The following is a 20,190-nucleotide window of genomic DNA, read 5'->3' on the forward strand; positions in this document are numbered from 1 at the left end:
TATGCAAGTAAATATAAAGGAACCTCAAAACAGGGTATCACGGAACGCCATCCGGGTATGGATCATCAGTGAGGCGATCCAAAATATCATCGGATTTGCGGTTCTCGGTGTGTTGTTTTATCTGGATGATCGATTTTCTTGGAAAGAATGGATCGGGTGGATCCTGATCATTTTATTGGCTATATCGATACCAGCGGCAATTTGGTCTTTCATATCACCATATATTCGTTACAAGAGCTGGCGTTACGATGTGGATGAAGAATATGTCCAGCTGAAGTCAGGGGTGTGGAAGGAAAAGCATCTGCTGATCCCCATGACGAAAATACAATCGGTTGAAACTTTGCAGGGTCCCCTTATGAGGAAATACGGCCTGTATTCCGTAAGCATGGGGACGATGGGGTCGTCTCATGTAATCCCGGCATTGCCAAAAGAGGAGGCTGTCTCATTAAGAAATAAGATAGCCCAACTTGCCAAAGTAAAGGAAGAGGACGAATGAAGCAAGCTAGAAGATATCATCCGCTTCATATATTGTTTGGACTCATTCAATTACTAAGAAATTCAGCCTTTATTGCCCTCTTTTTATTTGTGATGAAAGCCGGCTCCCAATCCTTTCTGATTGTATGGGGACGGAAGCTTTTCCTTCCTTTTATTGCTTTGGCTGCTTTGTATGTTCTCATAGATTGGCTATCAAATAAGTATGAAGTGGACGATGCTTATATCTATTTATCCAAGGGAATCTTTGTCCGCTCCAAGAGAACTGTACCATTTACTAAAGTCCAAAATATCCAGAGACATACGTCTCTGCTTCACCGGCTATTTGGATTCACATCCCTTACCTTTGAAACAGGATTGGATGGAAGTGAGTCAGCGGTGGAGTTTAAGGTAATTTCCTTAAAAGAAGCGAACTGGCTGGAAGAGACGGTTTCAGGGAAAACGGAAGCGGAAGTGCCGGAAGAGAGTGAAAAAACACTGCATTTTTCTCCTGGAAAAAAAGATCTTATAAAAGCGGCCTTTACATCGCTAAGCTTTCTTGTACTGCTGTCTTTAATAGCTTCTATTTATACAAAGGTATCTGACTTTATTGATCTGGAAGAAAGAGGAGTCGGCTTTTTGAAGGGATTCCTGCATTCCTGGCAGGTGCAGGCTGCTGCAATCATCTTTTTTCTGATTATATCTGTATTGGCAGGCTTCTTGCGGACCTTTATCAAGTATGGGAAATATGAAATATTTTCTGACGAAACCCGCATTTATATCCGCAAAGGATTCTTAGAAGAGACTTCCTTTTCTATTTCAAAAGATCGAGTCCAGGCAATTGAGATCAAGCAGAATTTGATGAAACGTTTGACCGGGGTAGCTGAAGTGAAATTGGTGACAGCAGGTGATGTTGCGGAAGGAGATGAAAAGGAAGGCATAAATTCGCTATTTCCTTTTCTGCCAGTTGATCGGGCCTGCAAGATAGCGGAGGAGATATTGCCGGCTTATGAAATTTTACAGAAGATGCATCCGCTTCCGAAAAAGGCCCTATGGGCAAGCTTATTAAAGCCAAGCTTGTTATGGATTTTATCAACAGCCGCCCTGGTTTATTTCAAGCCTGAATTTCTGGGTATTGAAAAAACCTGGCTGGCAGGTTCTATCCTGCTCTTTTGCTTAATTGTCTTTGTACGAATCGCTGGGTATACAAATGCCCGTTATTTGATCAATGGCCCTTTTATTCAATTCAAAACCGGCATTGTTGGCACGAGGTTATTTATCTCTAAAAGAAGCAAGGTTATTGAGGCAGAAGTAACGGCAACACGATGGCAAAAGCTGTTTGGGCTTGCCTCCATACAGACAGTGAATCGAGGTAAGCCTGTTCAGTATGCCAGTGTGGAGAATGTGCCAGCCGATGTGGCTTCATCTTTCTATTCCTGGTATAAGAGCCGCAGGGAGGAAGTTCAAATTAAATAGAACTTTTTACCATTACAATGAAACCTCCGTGATTACCTTTCGTATTTAAATAGTACAACGTAATCATGGAGGTTTTCTTTTTGAAGATGATGTGGGTAATCACTGGAATAGTTCTTATTTTGGCAGCAGCAGCTTTGGCCTTATTCATGTATCTAAAGGGGAAAAGCAGCGGTGATCCTGAGTCAGTCATCGGGTATGTGCAGGAACACAGGCACACAGACAGTATGGCTTTGGTTATTCGGCATAATGATGAGGAGTGGGTTAATATTAATGAGGATGTGCCCCTTCCTTTAGCCAGCACGGTTAAAATTATGGTGGCAATTGAATATGCGCGTCAGGCGGCGGAGGGAGAAATTGACCCCCAGGAAAAAGTTGATTTAAAGACTTTGGAAACGTACTATGTTCCTAATACAGATGGCGGAGCCCACCAGGCGTGGATTAATGGTCTTTCAGAAAATGAGGAGGGTGTTCCTCTAAGCGAAGTAGCAAATGGGATGATCGCTTACAGTTCGAATGCAAACACCGATTACCTGCTGAATGTCCTGGGAGTTGAAAAGGTGAATAGACTTGCTGATGATTTGAAGCTCGCCAGTCATGAAAAGATGTATCCGATTGTCAGTGCCCTTTTTATCCCAATGGAGCTGATGGAGGAAAAGGGATTCACAAAAGAAGAGGCGCTTAAGGAATTGAAGGGCATGAGTCTTGAGGAGTATCGAAACAGAGCTATAGACATCCATCAGAAATGGGAAAGCCATCCGCCACTCGAAAAGGGTAAGAAGGAAATATTAAAGGTTCTCGATATGGATTTTCAAAGAGTATGGTCCGACAGGCTTCCGCGTGCTTCTGCTGGTGATTATGCAGAGCTTATGAGTCTATTAAACAGTAAAAGCTATTTTTCCAAGGAAGTCCATTCTTATCTGGACCCAGTTATGGAGCAGCTGCTGAAAAATCCCCGCAATCGGGAGTGGCTTCAGCATGCAGGGCAAAAGGGAGGATCAACAGCCTTTGTTTTTACCATCAGCATGTATGCAACCGATAAAGAGGGCAATCGTACAGAAATGGCTTTCCTTGCAAATGATCTGAGCAATACGGAGTTTAAGGAGCTTTCAAGGAATATGAACAGTTTTCAGCTTCAATTTCTGACAAACAGCGAATTCCGGAACTATGTAAAGGAGAAGCTGAATTAAGAGCTTAGAAAAAAGCATTCGCTGATAATGGCGAATGTTTTTTTACATAGTAAAAGCCCCGCTAAAAAGCGGGGCTAGGTAATGCTTTATCTCCTCTGGCTGACCCACCAGTCGATGTGATCCAGGTTGAAGACATACAAATTGCCGTAAGGTCTGAGATGCGGGATGTCTTTATTCTGAATCAGATGATGGATTTTCTCCTCTGTGAGAGGATAGCCAATAGATGCTAAATAAGCGAGCAATTCCTCAATTCGGTAAACTTTTCTCACTTCATCACCTCCCGCTAAAACTCTTTCTGGAAGAATTCTTAGTGGCAGGCAATAAGGTATTGAAAAGCTTAGTTAGTATGTACCCTGTTTATTAAGAAGTAATCATGGCGGGAAAAATGAATCCAATCAATAGTAAGTATCGTAGAATAGCAGGAAGTATCTGTTAGATTCGGGAACTTATAAGGTGATGTTCAAAAGCAGATTCGTAAAAGATAAATTAAAGGGTGGAGAGTATGGTTCGAATTTTATACATAGAAGACGAAAGCGATATTGGCAGCTGGCTGCAAAATGATTTAGGGGAAAGAGGATATGAGGTGATCTGGCTGCAGTCTGGAGAAGGTATGGAAAATTATCTTTCTGATGCCGATATTGCCATTTTGGATGTGATGCTTCCGGGGCTTGACGGGTTTTCAATCGGGAAGCGGATTAAGAAAGTAAAGAATGACATGCCAGTACTTATGCTATCGGCAAGGACGGCGGTGGAGGATAAGCTGGAGGGCCTGAGCTTTGCTGATGATTATCTGACAAAGCCTTTCCAGCCGGATGAGCTTGCTGCGAGGATTGAAGTGCTGTTAAGGCGATTTCAAAAGAATGATCAGGTGCTGGAGCTTCACCACTTACAGGTACATACAAAGGATTTGCGGATTATCAATCGGGATGCAGACAATGAAATTCAATTGACAGGCAAGCAGTATCAGCTGTTTCAGCACTTCATTCGCCATCTGAATCAGATACTGACAAAAGAGCAGCTTTATGAAGGCGTTTGGGGAGAGCAATATATGGAGGGCGACAAAACCCTGATGGTTCATATTCGCTATCTTCGTGAAAAACTCGAGAAGAACCCTTCCCGTCCTGAGATTATTGAGACTATCCGCGGAATCGGCTACAGGGTGAAGATATGAAAAGGTTTTTCCAATCGCTGCAGGCGAAGTATATGACGATTATTCTGGTTGCCTTATTTCTGTTTCAGGCAGCTTACTTACTCATTGCTATGCTGGCTATGGGTCTCCAAGAGGACATCTCAGGAGAAAAAAGCAAGAATGAATCCGATCCCAATCATATTGAAGAAAAATGGCATGCGGATGCAAAAAAACTGGAGAGGGCATCACAGGAAGCCATTCTTAGTCATTTCTCCAAATGGAAAAAGAAATATCCTGATGCTTCGATGTTTTGGGTAGATGAACATGGAAACCTGATGGAACAGCTGGATGTGAAGGGGGATCTGCCTGCTAATTGGACTCCTGCCTTTACAGCGAAGTTTATTAAAGAACGGTATGGCGGAGACCCGTTTACAGTTATAAGTTTTATTGGCGGGGATGAAAAGAACGGTTTTATCGTTCTTGAAATACCGAGGAATTTATTTCTTCCACCGATAGTGGAGGTAACAGAGAAATATGGACTTCTCTTAGGAGCCGGTCTGCTTTTGATCATTACCCTGTTTATCATCGTCTCCTTTTTATTTTTCCGTGGGATCCGCAAAAGACTGCTTCATCTCCAGGAGGCGATGGAAAGACGGGATATGGATAATCTCCCGATTGGCATTGATGTGCAAAAGAATGATGAAATCGGCCAGCTGGAACAGACCTTTAATGAAATGATCTTAGAGCTCAAGGAAAGCAAGCAGCGCGAGCAGGAGGAAGAACAGCTGCGGAGGGAGCTGATCGCCAATCTGTCCCATGACCTGCGGACGCCTTTGACGAAAATCAATGCGCAAACATACTCGATTGCAAAGGAGAAGCTGTCTTCAGAAGGAAAACAGGCGGTCAAAGCGCTGGAAACCTCGATTGTTAATATTGATAGATTGATTGAGAACCTAATGAGCTACACGCTTTTGATGGCGAGCAAGCATAAGCAGGAGCTGACCGAGCTGGATGCTGTCCGGTTTGTTCGTGAAAGTATGGCATCATGGTATCCGGTTTTTGAGAAAGAAAGTTTTGAAGTGATCATCGAGTTAGAGCCATTTCAAGAGAAATGGCAGGCAGACCCGGTGTGGCTGAGCCGTATTTTTGATAACATCCTGCAAAATGTGCTGCGGCATGCGAAGGATGGGCTTTACCTTGAAGTGGCGACTGAATCCACCGATGAGTATGATGCGATTGTTTTTATCGATCATGGGAAGGGGCTTAAAAACAGCTCCAATGAAAAAGGGGCCGGAATTGGGTTATCCATCGTTGATATGATGGTGAAGGGCATGAAACTGGAGTGGGATATCGATTCCGGTGACGAGGGCACAAGCATAAAAATCTTAAGAAAACATTAGGAGCTGCCTTATCAGGAGCTCCCTTTTTGTTTTAGATTCCATAATGTGATCAATTGGTAAATGCCAAAGAAAACTGCCAGAATAACGAGGATAATCCAGGCATAAATGTGTGGAATAAAGAAATATACGAGTAAGCAGGCAGGCAGGAACACAGCGTAGCCAATGTTAAAAAGCCTTTTAAACGTCATAAGGTTATCTTCTCCCCAAGGTGCTTACTGTATTAGACGATTGAGGAGGAAAAAAGTGTCATTTTAAACTTTAAACAAATTTTAAACTTCCCCCTACCTTTGTTTTAACCTTGACTGGCTAAGATGGAAAGTGAGGTGAGAGGGAATGGAGTATATCGTAAGAACGGAAAATTTATCAAAGCATTTTGGTCAGGAGAAAGCTGTGTCAGGTCTGGAAATGAAAATACCCAAAGGGGAAATCTACGGATTTCTGGGTCCGAATGGTGCGGGGAAAACGACAACGATCCGGATGCTTTTGGGGCTGATGAAGCCTGATTCCGGCAGAATTGAAATTTTTCAAAAAGATTTAAAGAAAGAAAGACTAAATATATTAGGACGGGTAGGCTCGCTTGTAGAATCACCGTCATATTACCCGCATTTAACGGCAAAAGAAAATCTGGAAGCAATGAGAAAAATACTTGGTGTGCCGAAACAGAGAATCGCTGAGGTGCTGGAGATTGTCCGGCTAACAGATGCCGGTGATAAGAAAGTAAAGGGCTTCTCACTCGGCATGAAGCAGCGGCTTGGAATCGCTGCTTCGCTGCTGAATAACCCGGAATTGCTGATTCTGGATGAGCCGACAAACGGTTTAGATCCTTCGGGGATTATTGAAATCCGTAATCTGATAAAAAGCCTGCCATCTGAATGCGGGATGACCGTGTTAATCTCCAGTCACTTACTTTCAGAGATTGATCAGATGGCAACAACAGTAGGTATTGTCACGAAAGGGAAGATGATTTTTCAGGATTCAATTGAAGCGATGCGCATGTATGCAAAGCAATCCGTTTTAATAAAGGTCAGCGAGAGCGACAAAGCCTGGCGCTCCCTGCTGGGAAGAGGAATGAAGGCTGGTTTGGATAGTGGTATCATTTCGCTGCCGCAGCAATCGGATGAGCAAGTGGCTGAGGCTGTTCGCGGACTTGTAGCAGATGGATTTTCCGTTTACCGGGTTGAAGAAGAAAAGCGATCATTGGAAGACATTTTCCTTCAGATGACGAGGGAGGAGCAGGCCGGATGATGGGAAAATTGCTGGCAGCTGAATTTATGAAGATTAAGCGGAAAGGAATCTGGTTCCTGACCGTACTGGGTCCAGTTGGGGTAGTAGCCATGCAGATGGTCAATTACGGGGTGCGCAAGGATTATTTGTTCGGGCAGAATGATGACCGGTGGGGATATTATTTGGACAATATCCATTCGTTTACACCGCTTGCGATTGTACTGGGCATTGTAATCCTGACCTCTTTTATGTCGAGCATTGAAAATGAAACGAACGCCTGGAAACAGCTGATTGCATTGCCAGTTTCAAAGATGAGCGTGTATTTATCGAAGTTCACGGTGCTAATGGTTCTGCTCCTGGTTTCTTCTGTGCTTTTGATGCTGTTTACAATCGCTTTTGGATTGTTTCTGGATTTGGGCGGGGAGATTCCGTATTCCGGTCTGCTGAAATATAGCTTTTACCCTTTTTTTGCGGCATTACCTGTTTTGGCGCTGCAGCTTTGGGTAGCGACTGTGAGTGTAAACCAGGGGGTGCCCATAACTATGGGGATTTTGGGTGTGATTCTGACATATGCTGGTTTTACTTTGCCGGATTGGCTGATTTGGAAATGGCCGCTGCTGCTGAATGAGTGGAATGAACCGCTCATCAACGTCCTGCTTGGAATTGGAGCCGGCGTTTTATTATACACAGCCGGCATGATTGATTTTGCGAGAAGGGATGTGAAATAGATGCTGTCTATTTTGAAGTCGGAGTGGTTTAAACTGCGAAAATCAAAGATCTTCGGCATTCTTTTAGTGGGGCCGCTGATTGGGCTTGGTGCCGGGATTGGGGCAAATACAGCTGAAACGGCGGGAGTGATGAATGAATGGTACATGCTTTTGATTTATATGAATTTGCCTTATTCGATCCTCTTTTTGCCGTTAGTTACAGGGGTTCTGGCAAGCCTTGTCTGCCGGTATGAGCATCAGGCCGGAGGCTGGAAGCAGCTTTTGGCGCTGCCTGTCACAAGGGGAAAAGTGTTTGCAGCTAAGTATGCGCTAATCCTGCTATTGGTTTTGCTTATCCAGTTATTTTATTTAGCTGCCATTTTTGGAGCAGGATTGTATAAAGGTGTGCCCGATCCGTTTCCGGCAGCGATTATCTGGAAAAGCATATTGGGAGGCTGGGTGGCGACTTTCCCCTTAGTCGCTCTGCAGCTGTGGATGTCCGTCTGGTTCAAAAGCTTTGCGGCACCTTTTGCGGTCAACGTCGTTTTTACGCTGCCATCCATTCTGGCGATGAATTCCGAGAAAGTGGGTCCCTATTATCCATGGGCACAGCCATTTGCAATGATGTATCCTGCGGCAGGTACGGGTGATATTTTCTTTATACCATGGGAACAGCTTTTGACTGTAATCGGCGGATTCTTTTTATTGTTTTATCTGGGCGGCTATTTTTATTTTCAGCGGAAGGCTGTGTAGACAGGATACCAGGGGAGAGATCTCCTGGTATTTATATGGGTAAAAATGTATCCATTTGAAACTTTTTCTATTTTATTCCGTAAAGCTATAGTGGAATCATTTTAAATAGAATAGGAGTGTTCTTAATGGAACAAGAAGTAAAAACAAGCAGTGCAAAACCAAGTATGCTTGGGATGATTTGGAGTCCTGGGGAGCAGTTTGACCGCATCCGCCAGAACCCGAAGATTTGGGTGCCGCTGATTTTGGTCAGTATTCTATATGCTGCAGGAATGTTTTTGATGGCCGTGTCGATGGATGCTTCTTACCTTGGGCTTGAGGGCATGAGTGAGGCCGAGGCAGAGATGGTAATGATGTTTTCGAGGGTGGGTGTGGCGATAACAGGAATTTTCACACCTGTAGTGGTTGCCCTCATTTCCGGTGGTATTTATATGATTTTCATTAAAATTGCTGGATCAGATGCAACGTTCAAACAGATATTTTCCATGAATATCTATATTCTTGTTATTGGCGGGATCGGCCTTTTGGTCAATATGGCATTAAGAGCAGCTATCGGAGGAAATCCGGAAATATTTATTACTAGTTTAGCAGGACTGATGAACAGCGAGAAACCAGGAGTCCTGGGTTCTATCGAGTTATTCAGCATCTGGCAGTCTGTTGTAACGGCTATTGGCCTTCATCGGGTTGGAGGATTATCAAAAGGCTGGGCTTGGGGCATTGCGATTGCCTTCTTCATCATCGGCATTGTCTTCACTTTAATCAGCAATACCCTTTCAGGAATGACTGGTGTCTAAATGAAAAAGAAAGTTTGGATAGCAATCGGAGTTACGGCTGTGTTTTTGCTGCTGGCTGGCGTTAGCGTATACAGGCAGGCGTTTGCGAAAGGGCCGGAAGTAAAAACCTCCCATCCAGTTCAGGAAGAAATTAAAGAGCAGATCATGATTCCGGGAACGGCAAAGCTTGTGAATGAGCAGAAAATATATGCATCTCCTGAAAAAGGCGAAATTAAGGAATTCCTGGTGGAAGAAGGGGATTCTGTTAAAAAAGGAGAGGTGCTGGCCAAATTTGATGACCAGGCATTGGAGCTTGAATTGGAAAAAGTCAAGCTTCAGGCTGAATCAGGCTATATAAAAATCAACCAGCTGGAAAAAGAGGAAGACCAGCTGAGGGATAAGGAAAAAGAGCTGCGCAAACAAGCTGGTGAAAAGGAAGCAGATAAACAGATACAGCCTGAAAGGGATCAGTTGAAACTGGAAAAGCGATTGGCGAATCTGGAATTAAGCCAGGTGCTTTTGCAGAAGAAAGATATTGAAAAACGCCTTGGAGAATTAGAGGTAAAAAGCACAATAGATGGAGTGGTGCTTCAGGTGAACAAGGCAGCCACCTCAGATCCGGCTACGGCAGGAAAACCTGTCATTTATGTTGGCGATTTAAAAGCAGTCGGCGCATCAGGCTTACTTTCAGAATTCGATTCATTAAAGGTGAAGGAGGGACAAAAGGTGACTCTCCGTTCCGATGCAATTCCTGAAAAGGAATGGAAAGGCGAAGTCAGCGAAGTAGCTGATATGCCAGAAGAGAATCAGGGAATGAACCCTGCCGAAAAAAGTGCGCCACAGTATCGGGTGGAGGTTACAGTGAAGGAATTGTCCCTGAGATCAGGCTTTCAGCTCATAATGGAAATCGAAACGGATAAGAAGAAGGCACTGACTGTTCCGGCAAACTCGGTTATAACTGGAGACAGCAGCGTATATGTATTCGTGGTCAGGGATCAGAAAAGCTATAAACAGGAAGTGGAGACAGGTGTCGCTTCCGGGAATAAAATCGAGATAACAAGCGGCCTCAATGAGAAGGATTTGATTATTACTAATCCATCAGATCAGCTGAAAGATGGCATGGAAGTGGATGCGAAATGATTGATCTTACTGGCATAATCAAGTCTTATCAGGCGGGAAAAGAAAGAATTGAAGTTTTAAAAGGGATTAATCTTAGCATTGAGCAAGGTGATTCTGTGGCGATTATGGGGCCATCCGGATCGGGAAAGTCGACGCTTATGAATATTATTGGATGCCTCGATTTGCCGACAGAAGGAATATATGAACTGGATGGTGAGGACATATCCCATTACTCGGAAGCAGAGCTGGCAAAGGTCAGAAATCAATCGATCGGGTTTGTGTTTCAGCAGTTTCACCTGCTTCCGAGACTGACGGCTATTCAAAATGTAGAGCTGCCAATGATTTATAGCGGCCTTGCCAAAAAGGAACGATTGGAAAGGGCGGAAGCCGCGCTGGTCAAAGTGGGTCTTGCTGATCGGATGGAGCATCTGCCAAATGCCCTATCAGGAGGGCAGAAGCAGCGGGTTGCCATTGCCAGAGCGATTGTGAACGAACCGAAAATCATATTGGCGGATGAACCAACAGGTGCTCTTGATACGAAAACAAGCGCCTCCATCATGGAACTGTTCAGTGAGCTGAACCATGAAGGGTCAACGATTGTAATGGTTACACATGAACCTGAGGTTGCAGAGTATGCCCATCACACGATTATGGTGAGGGATGGGCTGATTGTGTCAGCAGAACCTTCCCGCAGGGGGGCGCCTACATGAGTTTTGTAGAAAATATCAAAATGGCGCTTAGTTCATTGAAGGCGCATAAAATGAGATCGATTTTAACGATGATTGGGATCATTATTGGTGTTGGGGCTGTCATTATTGTAGTCGCAATCGGCCAGGGCGGAGAAGCGATGCTGAAGACGCAGCTGACAGGTCCCGGCAATACAGTGGAGCTGTTTTATCAGCCTTCTGACGAGGAAATTCAGGCAAACCCAAACATATTTAATGAAGCTCCTTTTGATGGGGAAGATATCAATGCATTGGAGCAGATTCCGGAGATTAAGAGAGTAGTTGCTTCAAGCTCACAGTTTTCACAGGCTTCTTTTGGAGAAAAGAAGGCAGAAACATCGACAACAGGAGTAAGTCCAGCCTATTTTGAGCTGAACAATGTTGATATGGAGAAAGGGCGGTCCTTTACGGCTGCAGATTTCCTTGGCGGACGCAGGGTGGGGCTTGTCAGCTATTCCATGCAGGAGGAGCTCTTTGATGGCAAGTCGCCGGTTGGCGAAGTGATCCGGATTGGGAACCAGCCGATTGAGATCATTGGCGTCATGGAAAAGCCGACAGGACTCTTTTCATTCGGTGCTCTGGAGATCTATGTGCCTACTAAAACATGGCAGACTATTTATGGAAAGAGTGACTATACCCAAGTGACGCTTCAGGCAGAATCCGCTGATCAGCTTCAGACGGCCGGAAAGAAGGCCGCCAACTTACTTAACAAGATGCATAATACAGAAGAATCTTATATGGTCATCAACATGGAAGAAATGGCAGAAGGAATCGGCCAGATTACAAAGGTCATGACTTTAATCATCGGCAGTATCGCCGGCATCTCGCTGTTTGTCGGCGGAATTGGCGTCATGAATATCATGCTCGTATCTGTAACGGAAAGAACGAGGGAAATCGGCATCCGTAAAGCACTCGGAGCGACCAGGGGGCAAATCATGGGACAGTTTCTAATCGAATCTGTCACGCTGACTTTAATTGGAGGAGTGCTGGGAATCCTGCTTGGCTGGGGTTCGGCATCCCTGATTTCTTTCTTTGCCGGATGGCCATCGCTCATTTCCTGGCAGGTCGTCGCAGGAGCCCTTTTCTTCTCAATGGCGATCGGCATTATTTTTGGACTGCTGCCGGCCAATAAAGCTTCGAGGCTGAGTCCGATTGAATCTTTGCGGTACGAGTGATTTTTAAAAAAGCTATCTCCGGCTGAGGCCGGGGATAGTTTTTTGTATGAGGTGAACATAATGATTCAATTAAATATGATTTTTGTTATGTTTTTATTAACTTTGCTAGCGCGATATATGATATTTGGCGCATTTGAACCTGCTCCTAGGATAAGGGATACCAGATTTTTTAGGGATATCTGTTTGGAAAACCTGCGCCAATTGCAGAAAAGGGTAGAAAAGTCCTGTCTCCGTGATGAATTTTGTAGGAATGGACCACTTTTCTTCGAAATAAAGGTGCCTCGGGCAATTTGGATAGCTGAGAAATATGTGCGCATAAGATTTTTTATGTGCGGATAGACGTTATTTCTGTGCGGATAAAAAAATTTATGTGCGTTCAGCATTTTTAAAGGAAATCTGGCTGAAATCAGCGAACATACATTAGGATGAAAACAGCTGAATAGGGGTTATGAAATGGAGCTTAAAACAGAGAGGCTAATAATCCGTAAGTTCAAGTCAGAAGACTGGCAGGCAGTCTATGAGTACACTTCAAATCCTGAAGTAATGAAATACATTCCAGGAGGTATTTTTACAGAAGAAGCTGCTAAAGAGTTTATCTGCGAGAATACCGAAAAAGCAGAGCATTTTCCCGTTCTTTTAAAAAATGGAGATGTTCTAATTGGCCATCTAGCTTTCCATAAATATTTTGGCGATCATACATATGAAATTGGCTGGGTGTTCAATCCGAAGTTTTATAATAAAGGCTATGCATCAGAAGCAGCATATGCCGTGCTGAAATATGGCTTTGAAGAACTTGGGCTTCACCGGATTATTGCAACCTGCCAGCCTGAGAATCCGGCTTCTTATCGGGTGATGGAGAAAATTGGCATGAGGCGGGAAGGCTGCTTCAAAAAGTGCATTCCTCATGGCGATGAGTGGTGGGATGAATATTATTATGCGATTTTGAAAGAAGAGTGGAACATAGATAACTGAACAAGCAAGTATATCACCATCCTGATTGGAAGAAAATAATGTCCAGGAGGTGATATACATGGCTAAAGATGTTCTTTGTGAAGTAAATAACTGTACTTATTGGGAAAAGGGAAATAAGTGTGGTGCAGAAGCTATTTACGTTGTCAGCCATAAAGGCAAGCGGGCGTCCAACAGCAAAGAGACAGACTGTAAAACGTTCGAACCAGAAGTTTAAGGCAAGGGGTAACCGATTTGGTTACCTTCTTTATCTATTATTGATAATAATTATCAGTTTCATTCAAAAAAATTTTACCATGCTGATTCTTTTGTTTTTCGAAGAGGCGTCAGTTTTTTCATGTTCTTAAAGATTTTATAATGGGCAGTGCCTACTTTTTCTTCTACATAATCCAATGAATAATCACCCGATGGATCAGATAGTTCCCCAATCGCACGTGATAGGTCATCAATCACGGTTCTGTATGATTCATTCTTCTTATGGTCTTCCTTTGAATTCATTTCTACCATAATGTCGTGAGCAAGGCTTTGAATTCTTCGTAAACGAATTTGCTTCGCTGGCATATTATCGCATCCTCCCCTTTTTTTACTGAATCAATATATTATATATGGCCTTTCCATAGAAAAAATAACTGAAATCCCAAGTGCGCATTTACTGGAATATTATAGTATAATGAGTGGGTGTTTATTTTTCTGACAATTTAGTAAAAGGAGGCGTTCATAATGCTAAATAAAACTTTCGTTACCATGGATAAAAATAAGGGGAGAACGCCTAATTAAAATAGCGTTTCCCCAAAATGTGAAAAGGGGAAATTTATATGAATACCGGCAAAGTGAGAATTGAAGAAGTAACAGCAGACAATTGGTATGATTGCTGTTTATTGGAGCTTTCAGAGGAACAAAAAGCCTACATGGAGCCGAATGCTGTTTCCATTGCGCAATCTAAATTTGAAACAGCGCTGAAACCGTATGTGATTTACTTGGAGGATAAAGCTGTCGGCTTCTTAATGTTTAATGCATGTATAGAGGAATTGGATGCTTACTGGATTTATCGGATTATGGTTGATAAGGCGCACCAATGCAAGGGAATAGGCAAAAAAGCGACTGAACTGATGATAGCGGAGATGATGAAACTGCCGAATGCGAAAAAACTTGCAGTAGGCTACCATCCTGAGAATCTTGGGGCACACAAGCTTTATGCAAGTTTGGGGTTTGCGGATCATGGCCACCGTTTTGGGAAGGAAATGGCGGTTGTGAAAGATTTAGGCTAGAGAAAGAGGAGGGAAGAAGCAGAATGAAATTGGGAATGGCCCTGTTTATAGGAGGGCTGATTTTGCTAATGTCCGGCATCTTTCTGTCGGCCTATTGGGCAGCTGCCGGCAGTTTCATGGGGATCTTCGGAGGGATGATAATGGGAAGCTCTTCTTATTTCCTTGCGAAAACAGGGCAGAAGGCAGGTTAAGAGATAATGGAACTTATGATTTTTTTATTTGTTTTCTTTATTTTTTTGGCAATCAGTTCAGTAATGAATGTTTTATTTAAGATGACTGAAAAGAAGCATTGGGGCATTTCATTGCTGCTGAGCCTGGTGTTAGCTGTCATTTCCATTGCCATTTTGGGGATTAAATAGTGATTGAAACCGGGTACTTTTGTGTATAAAAATGCTTGGAAAACACAAACTTTAGGTATCCTAATACGAAAAGGTGATGAAAATGGATAAACAATATCATTTTGCCAAATTGTCCGACGGAGATCTGCAGCAGGTGCATAACCTGGAAAAGCAGTTAAGTGAGGAAAAGGGAGAAGAAGTCATTCTTATTGCTTATCATGATCAAAAAGAGAACAATAAATAAAAAAGATTAGAAATCCTCAGTGTGTAGAGATATTGGTAAGTTTTTTATCGGCCAAAAATATATGTCGAAAGATACGTCTGCCATCTGAAATTTAGTTTTATTTTCGGAGGGGAATTATGTATAACGAGGACAGGCTGCCTCAAAATGCAAAGAAGGCATATTATTTTTGTTGATCATTTCTGTCATTTCGGTAAACGCGATTGCACCGATTATTGTGGAAGTGGAACGCGGCTTCAGAAAAGAAACTATTTGGAAACCTTAAAGATTATTCCGTTTATGTGGGTGATCGTGGTCTTGCTTGTAAGGTTAGTGGCGGGACCATTAGCTGGCAGAATTATGCAAAGATTTTCAGGGCAAACGGACGGATTTAATGCCCGGATTTTATTGAATACTTCATTGAATGTGACCATTCTTTCTATTTTTTAACCATACTAGGCACCTGGGTTGGTTCGAAACAAATAAGCCTGGAGCCGTTTCGAAATTTTTTCCACAGCTGGTTACGGAATTTCGGTGTTGCATTCTGGATTGAGCTATTGATTGCCCGGCCTATTGCAAGACTTGCAATGAAATAAATCCATGCCAGACAAACCAGCCAGGCAGGGATTGTAAATAAAATCGTTAAAAAACGCTTGGGATTTTATATCTCAAGCGTTTTCTTGCATATAATTTACTTTTTATCTGCAGGCTGTGCGTTAAACAATTTCACCTGAGGAGGTGCAGCAAAATATTGAGGGGCTTTCGCTGTAAAGGAGGTAAAATGTTCCGTCTGGTTGTGAAACTTTACAGCGTCCATATCCTCCCATAATTCCACCATCGTATAGGACCCCTCTTTTTCTGTATCTTTTAAAAGGTCATAAGAGATATTGCCTTCTTCTGCTCTAGAGGCATCGATAAGCGGACGGATTTCGGCAAGAAAGTCATTTTCTTTATCAGTTTGTACTTGGAAGCCAGCATGAATAATGATCATGTTTGATTTCTCCTTTATGAGTTATTTCCACTCCGTGATATCTTCAACAGGCAGGCGGACAGATTTATAGCCCTGATCAGCGGCTTTGCCGATTGAGATAAGCATGACAGGATAGTAGCGTTCCTTGTCAAGATGGAATGCATCAGCTATGCGGTCTTTTTCATAGCCTCCAATTGGATTTGTATCATAGCCATGGGCACGTGCTGCAAGCATTAGCTGCATGGATACGAGACCAGCATCAATCAGGTTCATTTCTTTCTTTTGCTCGAATGTCATGTTTTCCATTAAGCCCTTGATGGATGGCACCTGTTTGTCTCTTACATCAGCAGGCATATATCCTTTTTCAACAGCTGTATCATAAATTTTTTCAATGAATGTTTCACTCTTCATATCAACAAAGACGGCAATGACAGCTGCTGATGTCTCTACTTGCCTTTGGTTGAATTTTGCAAGCGGTGCCAGTGTTTCTTTGCCTTCTTTTGAATCGATCACCACAAAGCGCCATGGCTGCAGGTTAACGGATGAAGGAGCCAAAGACGCTTCTTCCAGGATTTCTGCCATTTCTTCTCTGCTTATTTTGACCGTTGGGTCATAATTACGGATGGAACGGCGTCCTGTGATGATTTCCTTAAAGTCATTGATAACGGTTTTATTCATGATGAACTCTCCTTTATGTTTTTCTGAATGTGAAAATTACAATTTATCTATATTTTCCTGGATGCGTGTGAGCATATTTAATAGTGTGCTTCGCTCAAGTTCCGATAAGCCGTTCAGGATTTTGGAAATAAATCGCTGCTTTTCTTCGCAGTAAGCAGCAATCTTCGTTTTGCCTTCCTCTGTCAGGCTGACATAAGTAAAGCGGTTATCTTCAGGATTTTTCCTGCGGATTACCATGCCTTTTTCTTCAAGCTGCTTAAGGTGTCTTGTGACAGCAGCATGATCAATATTCACTTTTTTCTGAAGCTCCCGCTGCGTAATTTCTTCCGCTTCAAAAAGCTCCCGAAGAATCTCAAGCCGTGACTGGCTGATGCCTGTACAGCGTTCAAACTTCGGCATTGTCTGCTTACTGAGCTCAAACAGCCGGGCGGCAATTAATTCTTCTTCCTTTGAACATTTGAACACAGCATCCCCGCCTTTTGTATAATTGATAGGTCAATGATTGATACGTCAATTAATATAACCCAAAATATTTTAGAAGTCAAACTGGATGTTTAGGCAGAGAAAATCCTGCTGAATAATTTATGGGTCAGCAGGGTTTTCAGTAATTGAGCTTCGTTTTTCTAAAGTTTCTCTGCTTCCATAAGCCACACAAACCGATTCAGCTGCTTAAACCTAACAGAGAATCCATTGGATTGAAACATGCTTTCTAATATAGGGATGGTTGTATAGTATTCTGTTTCCAGGTCTTGAGCCAGGCTGAGGAAATGTTTATTTTTAGCCTCCTTGATAAAAGTCTGTTTTTCGTCCTCGCTACCAAAGACAGTATCGGCAAAGACAACTTTCCCGCCAGTTGAAAGGAGGGCGCTGTATTTAGTTATGGCATTGGCTTTTTCGCTGTCTTCTAAATGATGGAATGCGTAGGAGCTGACGAAGGCATCTATGGGGCCAATCAATTGAAAGTTTAAGAAATCACCATCTAATAATGTAAGATGAGGCATTTTATTGCTTGCTATTTTCCTCATGGCAGCAGAAGGTTCCACTCCGACTACTGAACAGCCTTTCTCCAGGAGTCTTTGAGTTAAGTTTCCCGTACCTGTACCGAATTCCACCACATTTCCATTAACAAGATCGGCAACTTCATTAAGAATGTGTTCATAATTCAAAAACACCTCTTGATATTCAAGGTCTTTACCCGTTACTGCCTGATCATAGGAATCTGCCCAGTGGTCAAACAAATCTACAAATTCACGGCCCATTGTAAAATCACTCCTTTTAATTCTTATAATACTTATTGGTATAGTATGAATAAGTATCCCGCTTGGCAACTTTGTAACTTGCCTTTATTTTCAGTTGCCAGCTGATTTTTTAGCTGATAATTGACAAAAAAATATTTAAAACATACTATACAAGTAGGAATAATAAGAATTAAAGGGAACATAAGAAACATCCAAAAAACGCAATGGAGAAGAGTAACCATTCTTTCTGAAAAACAGAGGTGCTGACGATGAATTATTACAGCAGTGTGAAGGAACTGATTGGGCATACCCCTCTTGTGAAAATCAAACACTACGCTGTTCCGCATGGAGTAAATGTTTTCGCTAAGCTTGAATATTTTAACCCCGGCGGCAGTGTAAAGGATCGGTTAGGACAAAAGCTGATTCAGACAGCGATTGAGGATGGGCTGCTTCCGGAAGATGGGGCTGTAATTGAACCGACTGCAGGGAATACTGGGATCGGCTTAGCGCTGGCTGCTATTGGAACGAAGATCAAAATCATCTGTGTCGTACCTCAAAAATTCAGCGTTGAAAAACAGGAACTAATGAAGGCGTTAGGGGCAGAAGTTATTAATACGCCGACTGAAGAGGGCATGGAAGGCGCTATTAAGAAGGCTGAGGAACTGCTGCTAAAGATTCCTAATTTCCTATAGTCCTCAGCAATTCAGCAATGAAAATAACCCGCAAACGTATTATGAAACATTGGGACCTGAGATTTTCCAAGCGTTAGATGGGAAGATCGATATTTTTGCAGCAGGAGCTGGGACTGGCGGTACATTCATGGGCTGCGCCAGATATTTTAAAGAAAAGAATCCAAAGATAAAGACAGTTATTGTTGAACCTGAAGGATCCATTTTAAATGGCGGAAAGGCAGGGCCGCATCGAACCGAGGGAATCGGGATGGAGTTTTTGCCGCCGTATATGGAAATAGGTTTATTTGACGCCATTCATACCATTTCAGATAAAGATGCCTTTAAACGAGTGAAGGAGCTGGCGTTATTGCAAGGATACTTAGTTGGAAGTTCGTCAGGAGCTGCTTTCGAAGCAGTATTGAGAGAAGCTGAAAATGCTGCGCCTGGCACGAATATTCTCACGATTTTTCCTGACAGCAGTGAGCGGTATTTAAGTAAATCTATTTATGAGGAGGATAAACAATGAGAAAGAAAACACAAATGATTCACGGCGGCATCTCCAGGGATGAACATACAGGTGCCGTCTCCATTCCTGTCCACCATGCCAGTACCTTTAAACAAGATGGTGTGGGCAATTTCGTTTATGAGTATGCAAGAACCGGAAATCCGACAAGGCATGCACTGGAGGAATTAATAAAGGATTTGGAAGGCGGATACCGCGGGTTTGCTTTCGGTTCCGGCATGGCGGCTATCTCTTCTGTAATGCACTTATTTTCAACAGGAGATCATGTTATTTTCACAGATGATGTATATGGCGGGTCCTATCGATTAGTGACAACTGTTCTGACGAAATATAATGTAGATGTAACCTTTGTGGATACAAGTGATTTGGCTGCTGTGGAAGCGGCGATACAGGAAAATACAAAAGCCATTTATGTTGAGACGCCAACAAATCCATTGCTGAAGATTACAGACTTGGCCGGTATCTCCAAACTGGCAAAATCAAAGAATCTGCTAATGATTGTAGATAACACCTTCAGTACACCATATTGGCAAAATCCGATAGAACTGGGTGCTGATATAGTCCTCCATAGTGCCACCAAATATATAGGCGGACATAGTGATGTGGTTGCTGGGCTGGTTGTGGTGAATTCCGAACAGCTTGCTAGAGATATGCACTTCATCCAAAATTCAACCGGTGCTGTTCTGGGACCGCAGGACAGCTGGCTATTAATCAGGGGAATTCGGACACTGGCCATTCGGATGGAGGAAATTGAAGAAAATGCGAAAAGGGTGGCACATTTTCTTGCCAATCATCCACAGGTTTCAAAGATTTATTATCCAGGATTTAAAGATCATAAAGGCCATGACATTCACTTGCAGCAGGCACGGGGCTTTGGCGGAATGATTTCCTTTGATGCCGGAACCGGTGAAAAGGCAGAAGAGGTCCTTAAAAAAGTAAAATACTTTACCCTGGCAGAAAGTTTAGGCGCGGTGGAAAGTCTAATTTCCCTTCCAGCCAAAATGACACATGCATCGATACCGAGAGATCGCCGTCTGGAATTGGGAATAACAGACGGCCTGATCCGCATATCGGTTGGTCTGGAAGATGCCGAAGACTTGATTGAGGATTTGGAGTCAGCGCTATAAGGAAAAGCCCCATTTAGTTCAAATTCTAAATGGGGCTTGCGTATTTTTTATT

General features: G+C 43.0%; 26 protein-coding genes and 1 pseudogene. 21 read left to right on the forward strand and 6 right to left on the reverse strand.

What is annotated here, in order from left to right; all coding sequences use genetic code 11:
* Window position 1 precedes the first annotated feature (1 nt).
* The 3 genes from A361_RS02720 to A361_RS02730 all read left to right on the forward strand — a co-directional run bounded on the left by A361_RS02720 (window position 2) and on the right by A361_RS02730 (window position 3,134).
* The gene (locus A361_RS02720; protein ID WP_019381121.1) at window positions 2–496 is read left to right on the forward strand and encodes a PH domain-containing protein; all 495 of its coding nucleotides are present in this window, start codon (window positions 2–4) and stop codon (window positions 494–496) included.
* Window positions 493–1,947 (forward strand): PH domain-containing protein, encoded by a 1,455-nt coding sequence (locus tag A361_RS02725; protein WP_019381120.1) that lies wholly within the window; start codon window positions 493–495, stop codon window positions 1,945–1,947. The genes A361_RS02720 and A361_RS02725 overlap by 4 nt, the downstream gene beginning before the upstream one ends.
* An 80-nt stretch (window positions 1,948–2,027) precedes the next feature.
* The gene (locus A361_RS02730; protein ID WP_019381119.1) at window positions 2,028–3,134 is read left to right on the forward strand and encodes a serine hydrolase; all 1,107 of its coding nucleotides are present in this window, start codon (window positions 2,028–2,030) and stop codon (window positions 3,132–3,134) included.
* Between the two features lie 86 nt (window positions 3,135–3,220).
* On the opposite strand, the gene A361_RS02735 is transcribed toward A361_RS02730, so the two are convergent.
* Window positions 3,221–3,403: a hypothetical protein gene (locus tag A361_RS02735; protein WP_019381118.1), complete on the reverse strand. Its 183-nt coding sequence runs from the start codon at window positions 3,401–3,403 to the stop codon at window positions 3,221–3,223.
* A 233-nt stretch (window positions 3,404–3,636) separates the two neighbouring features.
* Between A361_RS02735 and A361_RS02740 the strand changes: the two genes are divergently transcribed.
* The 11 genes from A361_RS02740 to A361_RS29120 all read left to right on the forward strand — a co-directional run bounded on the left by A361_RS02740 (window position 3,637) and on the right by A361_RS29120 (window position 13,322).
* Complete coding sequence (locus A361_RS02740) at window positions 3,637–4,305, forward strand: response regulator transcription factor (RefSeq protein WP_019381117.1); 669 nt, start codon at window positions 3,637–3,639, stop codon at window positions 4,303–4,305.
* Window positions 4,302–5,663 carry a sensor histidine kinase gene (locus A361_RS02745; protein ID WP_019381116.1) on the forward strand — a complete coding sequence of 454 codons (1,362 nt, stop codon included), beginning with the start codon at window positions 4,302–4,304 and terminating at the stop codon, window positions 5,661–5,663. The genes A361_RS02740 and A361_RS02745 overlap by 4 nt, the downstream gene beginning before the upstream one ends.
* 333 nt (window positions 5,664–5,996) lie before the next feature.
* Window positions 5,997–6,908, forward strand: a complete 912-nt coding sequence (locus tag A361_RS02750; protein ID WP_009335496.1) for an ABC transporter ATP-binding protein — start codon at window positions 5,997–5,999, stop codon at window positions 6,906–6,908.
* Entirely contained in the window at window positions 6,905–7,615 is a 711-nt protein-coding gene (locus A361_RS02755; RefSeq protein WP_009335495.1) for an ABC transporter permease, read from the forward strand. Before A361_RS02750 ends, A361_RS02755 begins: the two co-directional genes overlap by 4 nt.
* On the forward strand, window positions 7,616–8,347 hold the full coding sequence (locus A361_RS02760; protein ID WP_009335494.1) for an ABC transporter permease: 732 nt from the start codon (window positions 7,616–7,618) through the stop codon (window positions 8,345–8,347).
* 125 nt (window positions 8,348–8,472) lie between these two features.
* Window positions 8,473–9,138, forward strand: a complete 666-nt coding sequence (locus A361_RS02765; protein ID WP_019381114.1) for a Yip1 family protein — start codon at window positions 8,473–8,475, stop codon at window positions 9,136–9,138.
* Complete coding sequence (locus tag A361_RS02770) at window positions 9,139–10,257, forward strand: efflux RND transporter periplasmic adaptor subunit (protein WP_019381113.1); 1,119 nt, start codon at window positions 9,139–9,141, stop codon at window positions 10,255–10,257.
* On the forward strand, window positions 10,254–10,946 hold the full coding sequence (locus tag A361_RS02775) for an ABC transporter ATP-binding protein (protein ID WP_019381112.1): 693 nt from the start codon (window positions 10,254–10,256) through the stop codon (window positions 10,944–10,946). The genes A361_RS02770 and A361_RS02775 overlap by 4 nt, the downstream gene beginning before the upstream one ends.
* The gene (locus A361_RS02780; protein WP_019381111.1) at window positions 10,943–12,136 is read left to right on the forward strand and encodes an ABC transporter permease; all 1,194 of its coding nucleotides are present in this window, start codon (window positions 10,943–10,945) and stop codon (window positions 12,134–12,136) included. The genes A361_RS02775 and A361_RS02780 overlap by 4 nt, the downstream gene beginning before the upstream one ends.
* Before the next feature lie 453 nt (window positions 12,137–12,589).
* Window positions 12,590–13,108 carry a GNAT family N-acetyltransferase gene (locus A361_RS02790; RefSeq protein ID WP_009335489.1) on the forward strand — a complete coding sequence of 173 codons (519 nt, stop codon included), beginning with the start codon at window positions 12,590–12,592 and terminating at the stop codon, window positions 13,106–13,108.
* 58 nt (window positions 13,109–13,166) lie between these two features.
* The gene (locus A361_RS29120; protein WP_019381109.1) at window positions 13,167–13,322 is read left to right on the forward strand and encodes a DUF1540 domain-containing protein; all 156 of its coding nucleotides are present in this window, start codon (window positions 13,167–13,169) and stop codon (window positions 13,320–13,322) included.
* A 74-nt stretch (window positions 13,323–13,396) separates the two neighbouring features.
* Here A361_RS29120 and A361_RS02795 read toward each other — a convergent pair whose 3' ends face one another.
* The gene (locus A361_RS02795) at window positions 13,397–13,666 is read right to left on the reverse strand and encodes a hypothetical protein (RefSeq protein ID WP_009335487.1); all 270 of its coding nucleotides are present in this window, start codon (window positions 13,664–13,666) and stop codon (window positions 13,397–13,399) included.
* A 254-nt stretch (window positions 13,667–13,920) separates the two neighbouring features.
* Here A361_RS02795 and A361_RS02800 point away from each other — a divergent pair, with 254 nt between their 5' ends.
* The 5 genes from A361_RS02800 to A361_RS31365 all read left to right on the forward strand — a co-directional run bounded on the left by A361_RS02800 (window position 13,921) and on the right by A361_RS31365 (window position 15,381).
* A complete protein-coding gene (locus A361_RS02800; protein WP_019381108.1) occupies window positions 13,921–14,373 on the forward strand; it encodes a GNAT family N-acetyltransferase in 453 nt (150 codons plus the stop codon).
* 23 nt (window positions 14,374–14,396) lie between these two features.
* Window positions 14,397–14,564 (forward strand): hypothetical protein, encoded by a 168-nt coding sequence (locus tag A361_RS30370; RefSeq protein ID WP_009335485.1) that lies wholly within the window; start codon window positions 14,397–14,399, stop codon window positions 14,562–14,564.
* Between the two features lie 6 nt (window positions 14,565–14,570).
* A complete protein-coding gene (locus A361_RS29800) occupies window positions 14,571–14,732 on the forward strand; it encodes a hypothetical protein (RefSeq protein ID WP_019381107.1) in 162 nt (53 codons plus the stop codon).
* An 82-nt stretch (window positions 14,733–14,814) separates the two neighbouring features.
* Window positions 14,815–14,955, forward strand: coding sequence for a hypothetical protein (locus A361_RS30375; protein WP_019381106.1), 141 nt, complete (start codon window positions 14,815–14,817; stop codon window positions 14,953–14,955).
* A 249-nt stretch (window positions 14,956–15,204) separates the two neighbouring features.
* Window positions 15,205–15,381: a hypothetical protein gene (locus tag A361_RS31365; protein ID WP_335582803.1), complete on the forward strand. Its 177-nt coding sequence runs from the start codon at window positions 15,205–15,207 to the stop codon at window positions 15,379–15,381.
* Between the two features lie 241 nt (window positions 15,382–15,622).
* Here A361_RS31365 and A361_RS02810 read toward each other — a convergent pair whose 3' ends face one another.
* The 4 genes from A361_RS02810 to A361_RS02825 form a co-directional block, all read right to left on the reverse strand.
* On the reverse strand, window positions 15,623–15,922 hold the full coding sequence (locus tag A361_RS02810) for a putative quinol monooxygenase (protein ID WP_009335484.1): 300 nt from the start codon (window positions 15,920–15,922) through the stop codon (window positions 15,623–15,625).
* A 21-nt stretch (window positions 15,923–15,943) separates the two neighbouring features.
* Window positions 15,944–16,579: a nitroreductase family protein gene (locus tag A361_RS02815; protein ID WP_019381105.1), complete on the reverse strand. Its 636-nt coding sequence runs from the start codon at window positions 16,577–16,579 to the stop codon at window positions 15,944–15,946.
* A gap of 36 nt (window positions 16,580–16,615) precedes the next feature.
* A complete protein-coding gene (locus A361_RS02820; RefSeq protein ID WP_019381104.1) occupies window positions 16,616–17,044 on the reverse strand; it encodes a MarR family winged helix-turn-helix transcriptional regulator in 429 nt (142 codons plus the stop codon).
* Window positions 17,045–17,202: 158 nt separating this feature from the next.
* Window positions 17,203–17,838 (reverse strand): class I SAM-dependent DNA methyltransferase, encoded by a 636-nt coding sequence (locus A361_RS02825; protein WP_019381103.1) that lies wholly within the window; start codon window positions 17,836–17,838, stop codon window positions 17,203–17,205.
* Window positions 17,839–18,086: 248 nt separating this feature from the next.
* Here A361_RS02825 and A361_RS02830 point away from each other — a divergent pair.
* Window positions 18,087–19,014, forward strand: a pseudogene (locus A361_RS02830) (PLP-dependent cysteine synthase family protein).
* Window positions 19,011–20,138, forward strand: a complete 1,128-nt coding sequence (locus A361_RS02835; RefSeq protein WP_019381102.1) for a bifunctional cystathionine gamma-lyase/homocysteine desulfhydrase — start codon at window positions 19,011–19,013, stop codon at window positions 20,136–20,138. Before A361_RS02830 ends, A361_RS02835 begins: the two are co-directional and overlap by 4 nt.
* Window positions 20,139–20,190 lie beyond the last annotated feature (52 nt).

The organism is Cytobacillus oceanisediminis 2691 (assembly GCF_000294775.2).
GTDB classification, from domain to species: Bacteria; Bacillota; Bacilli; order Bacillales; family Cytobacillaceae; genus Cytobacillus; species Cytobacillus pseudoceanisediminis.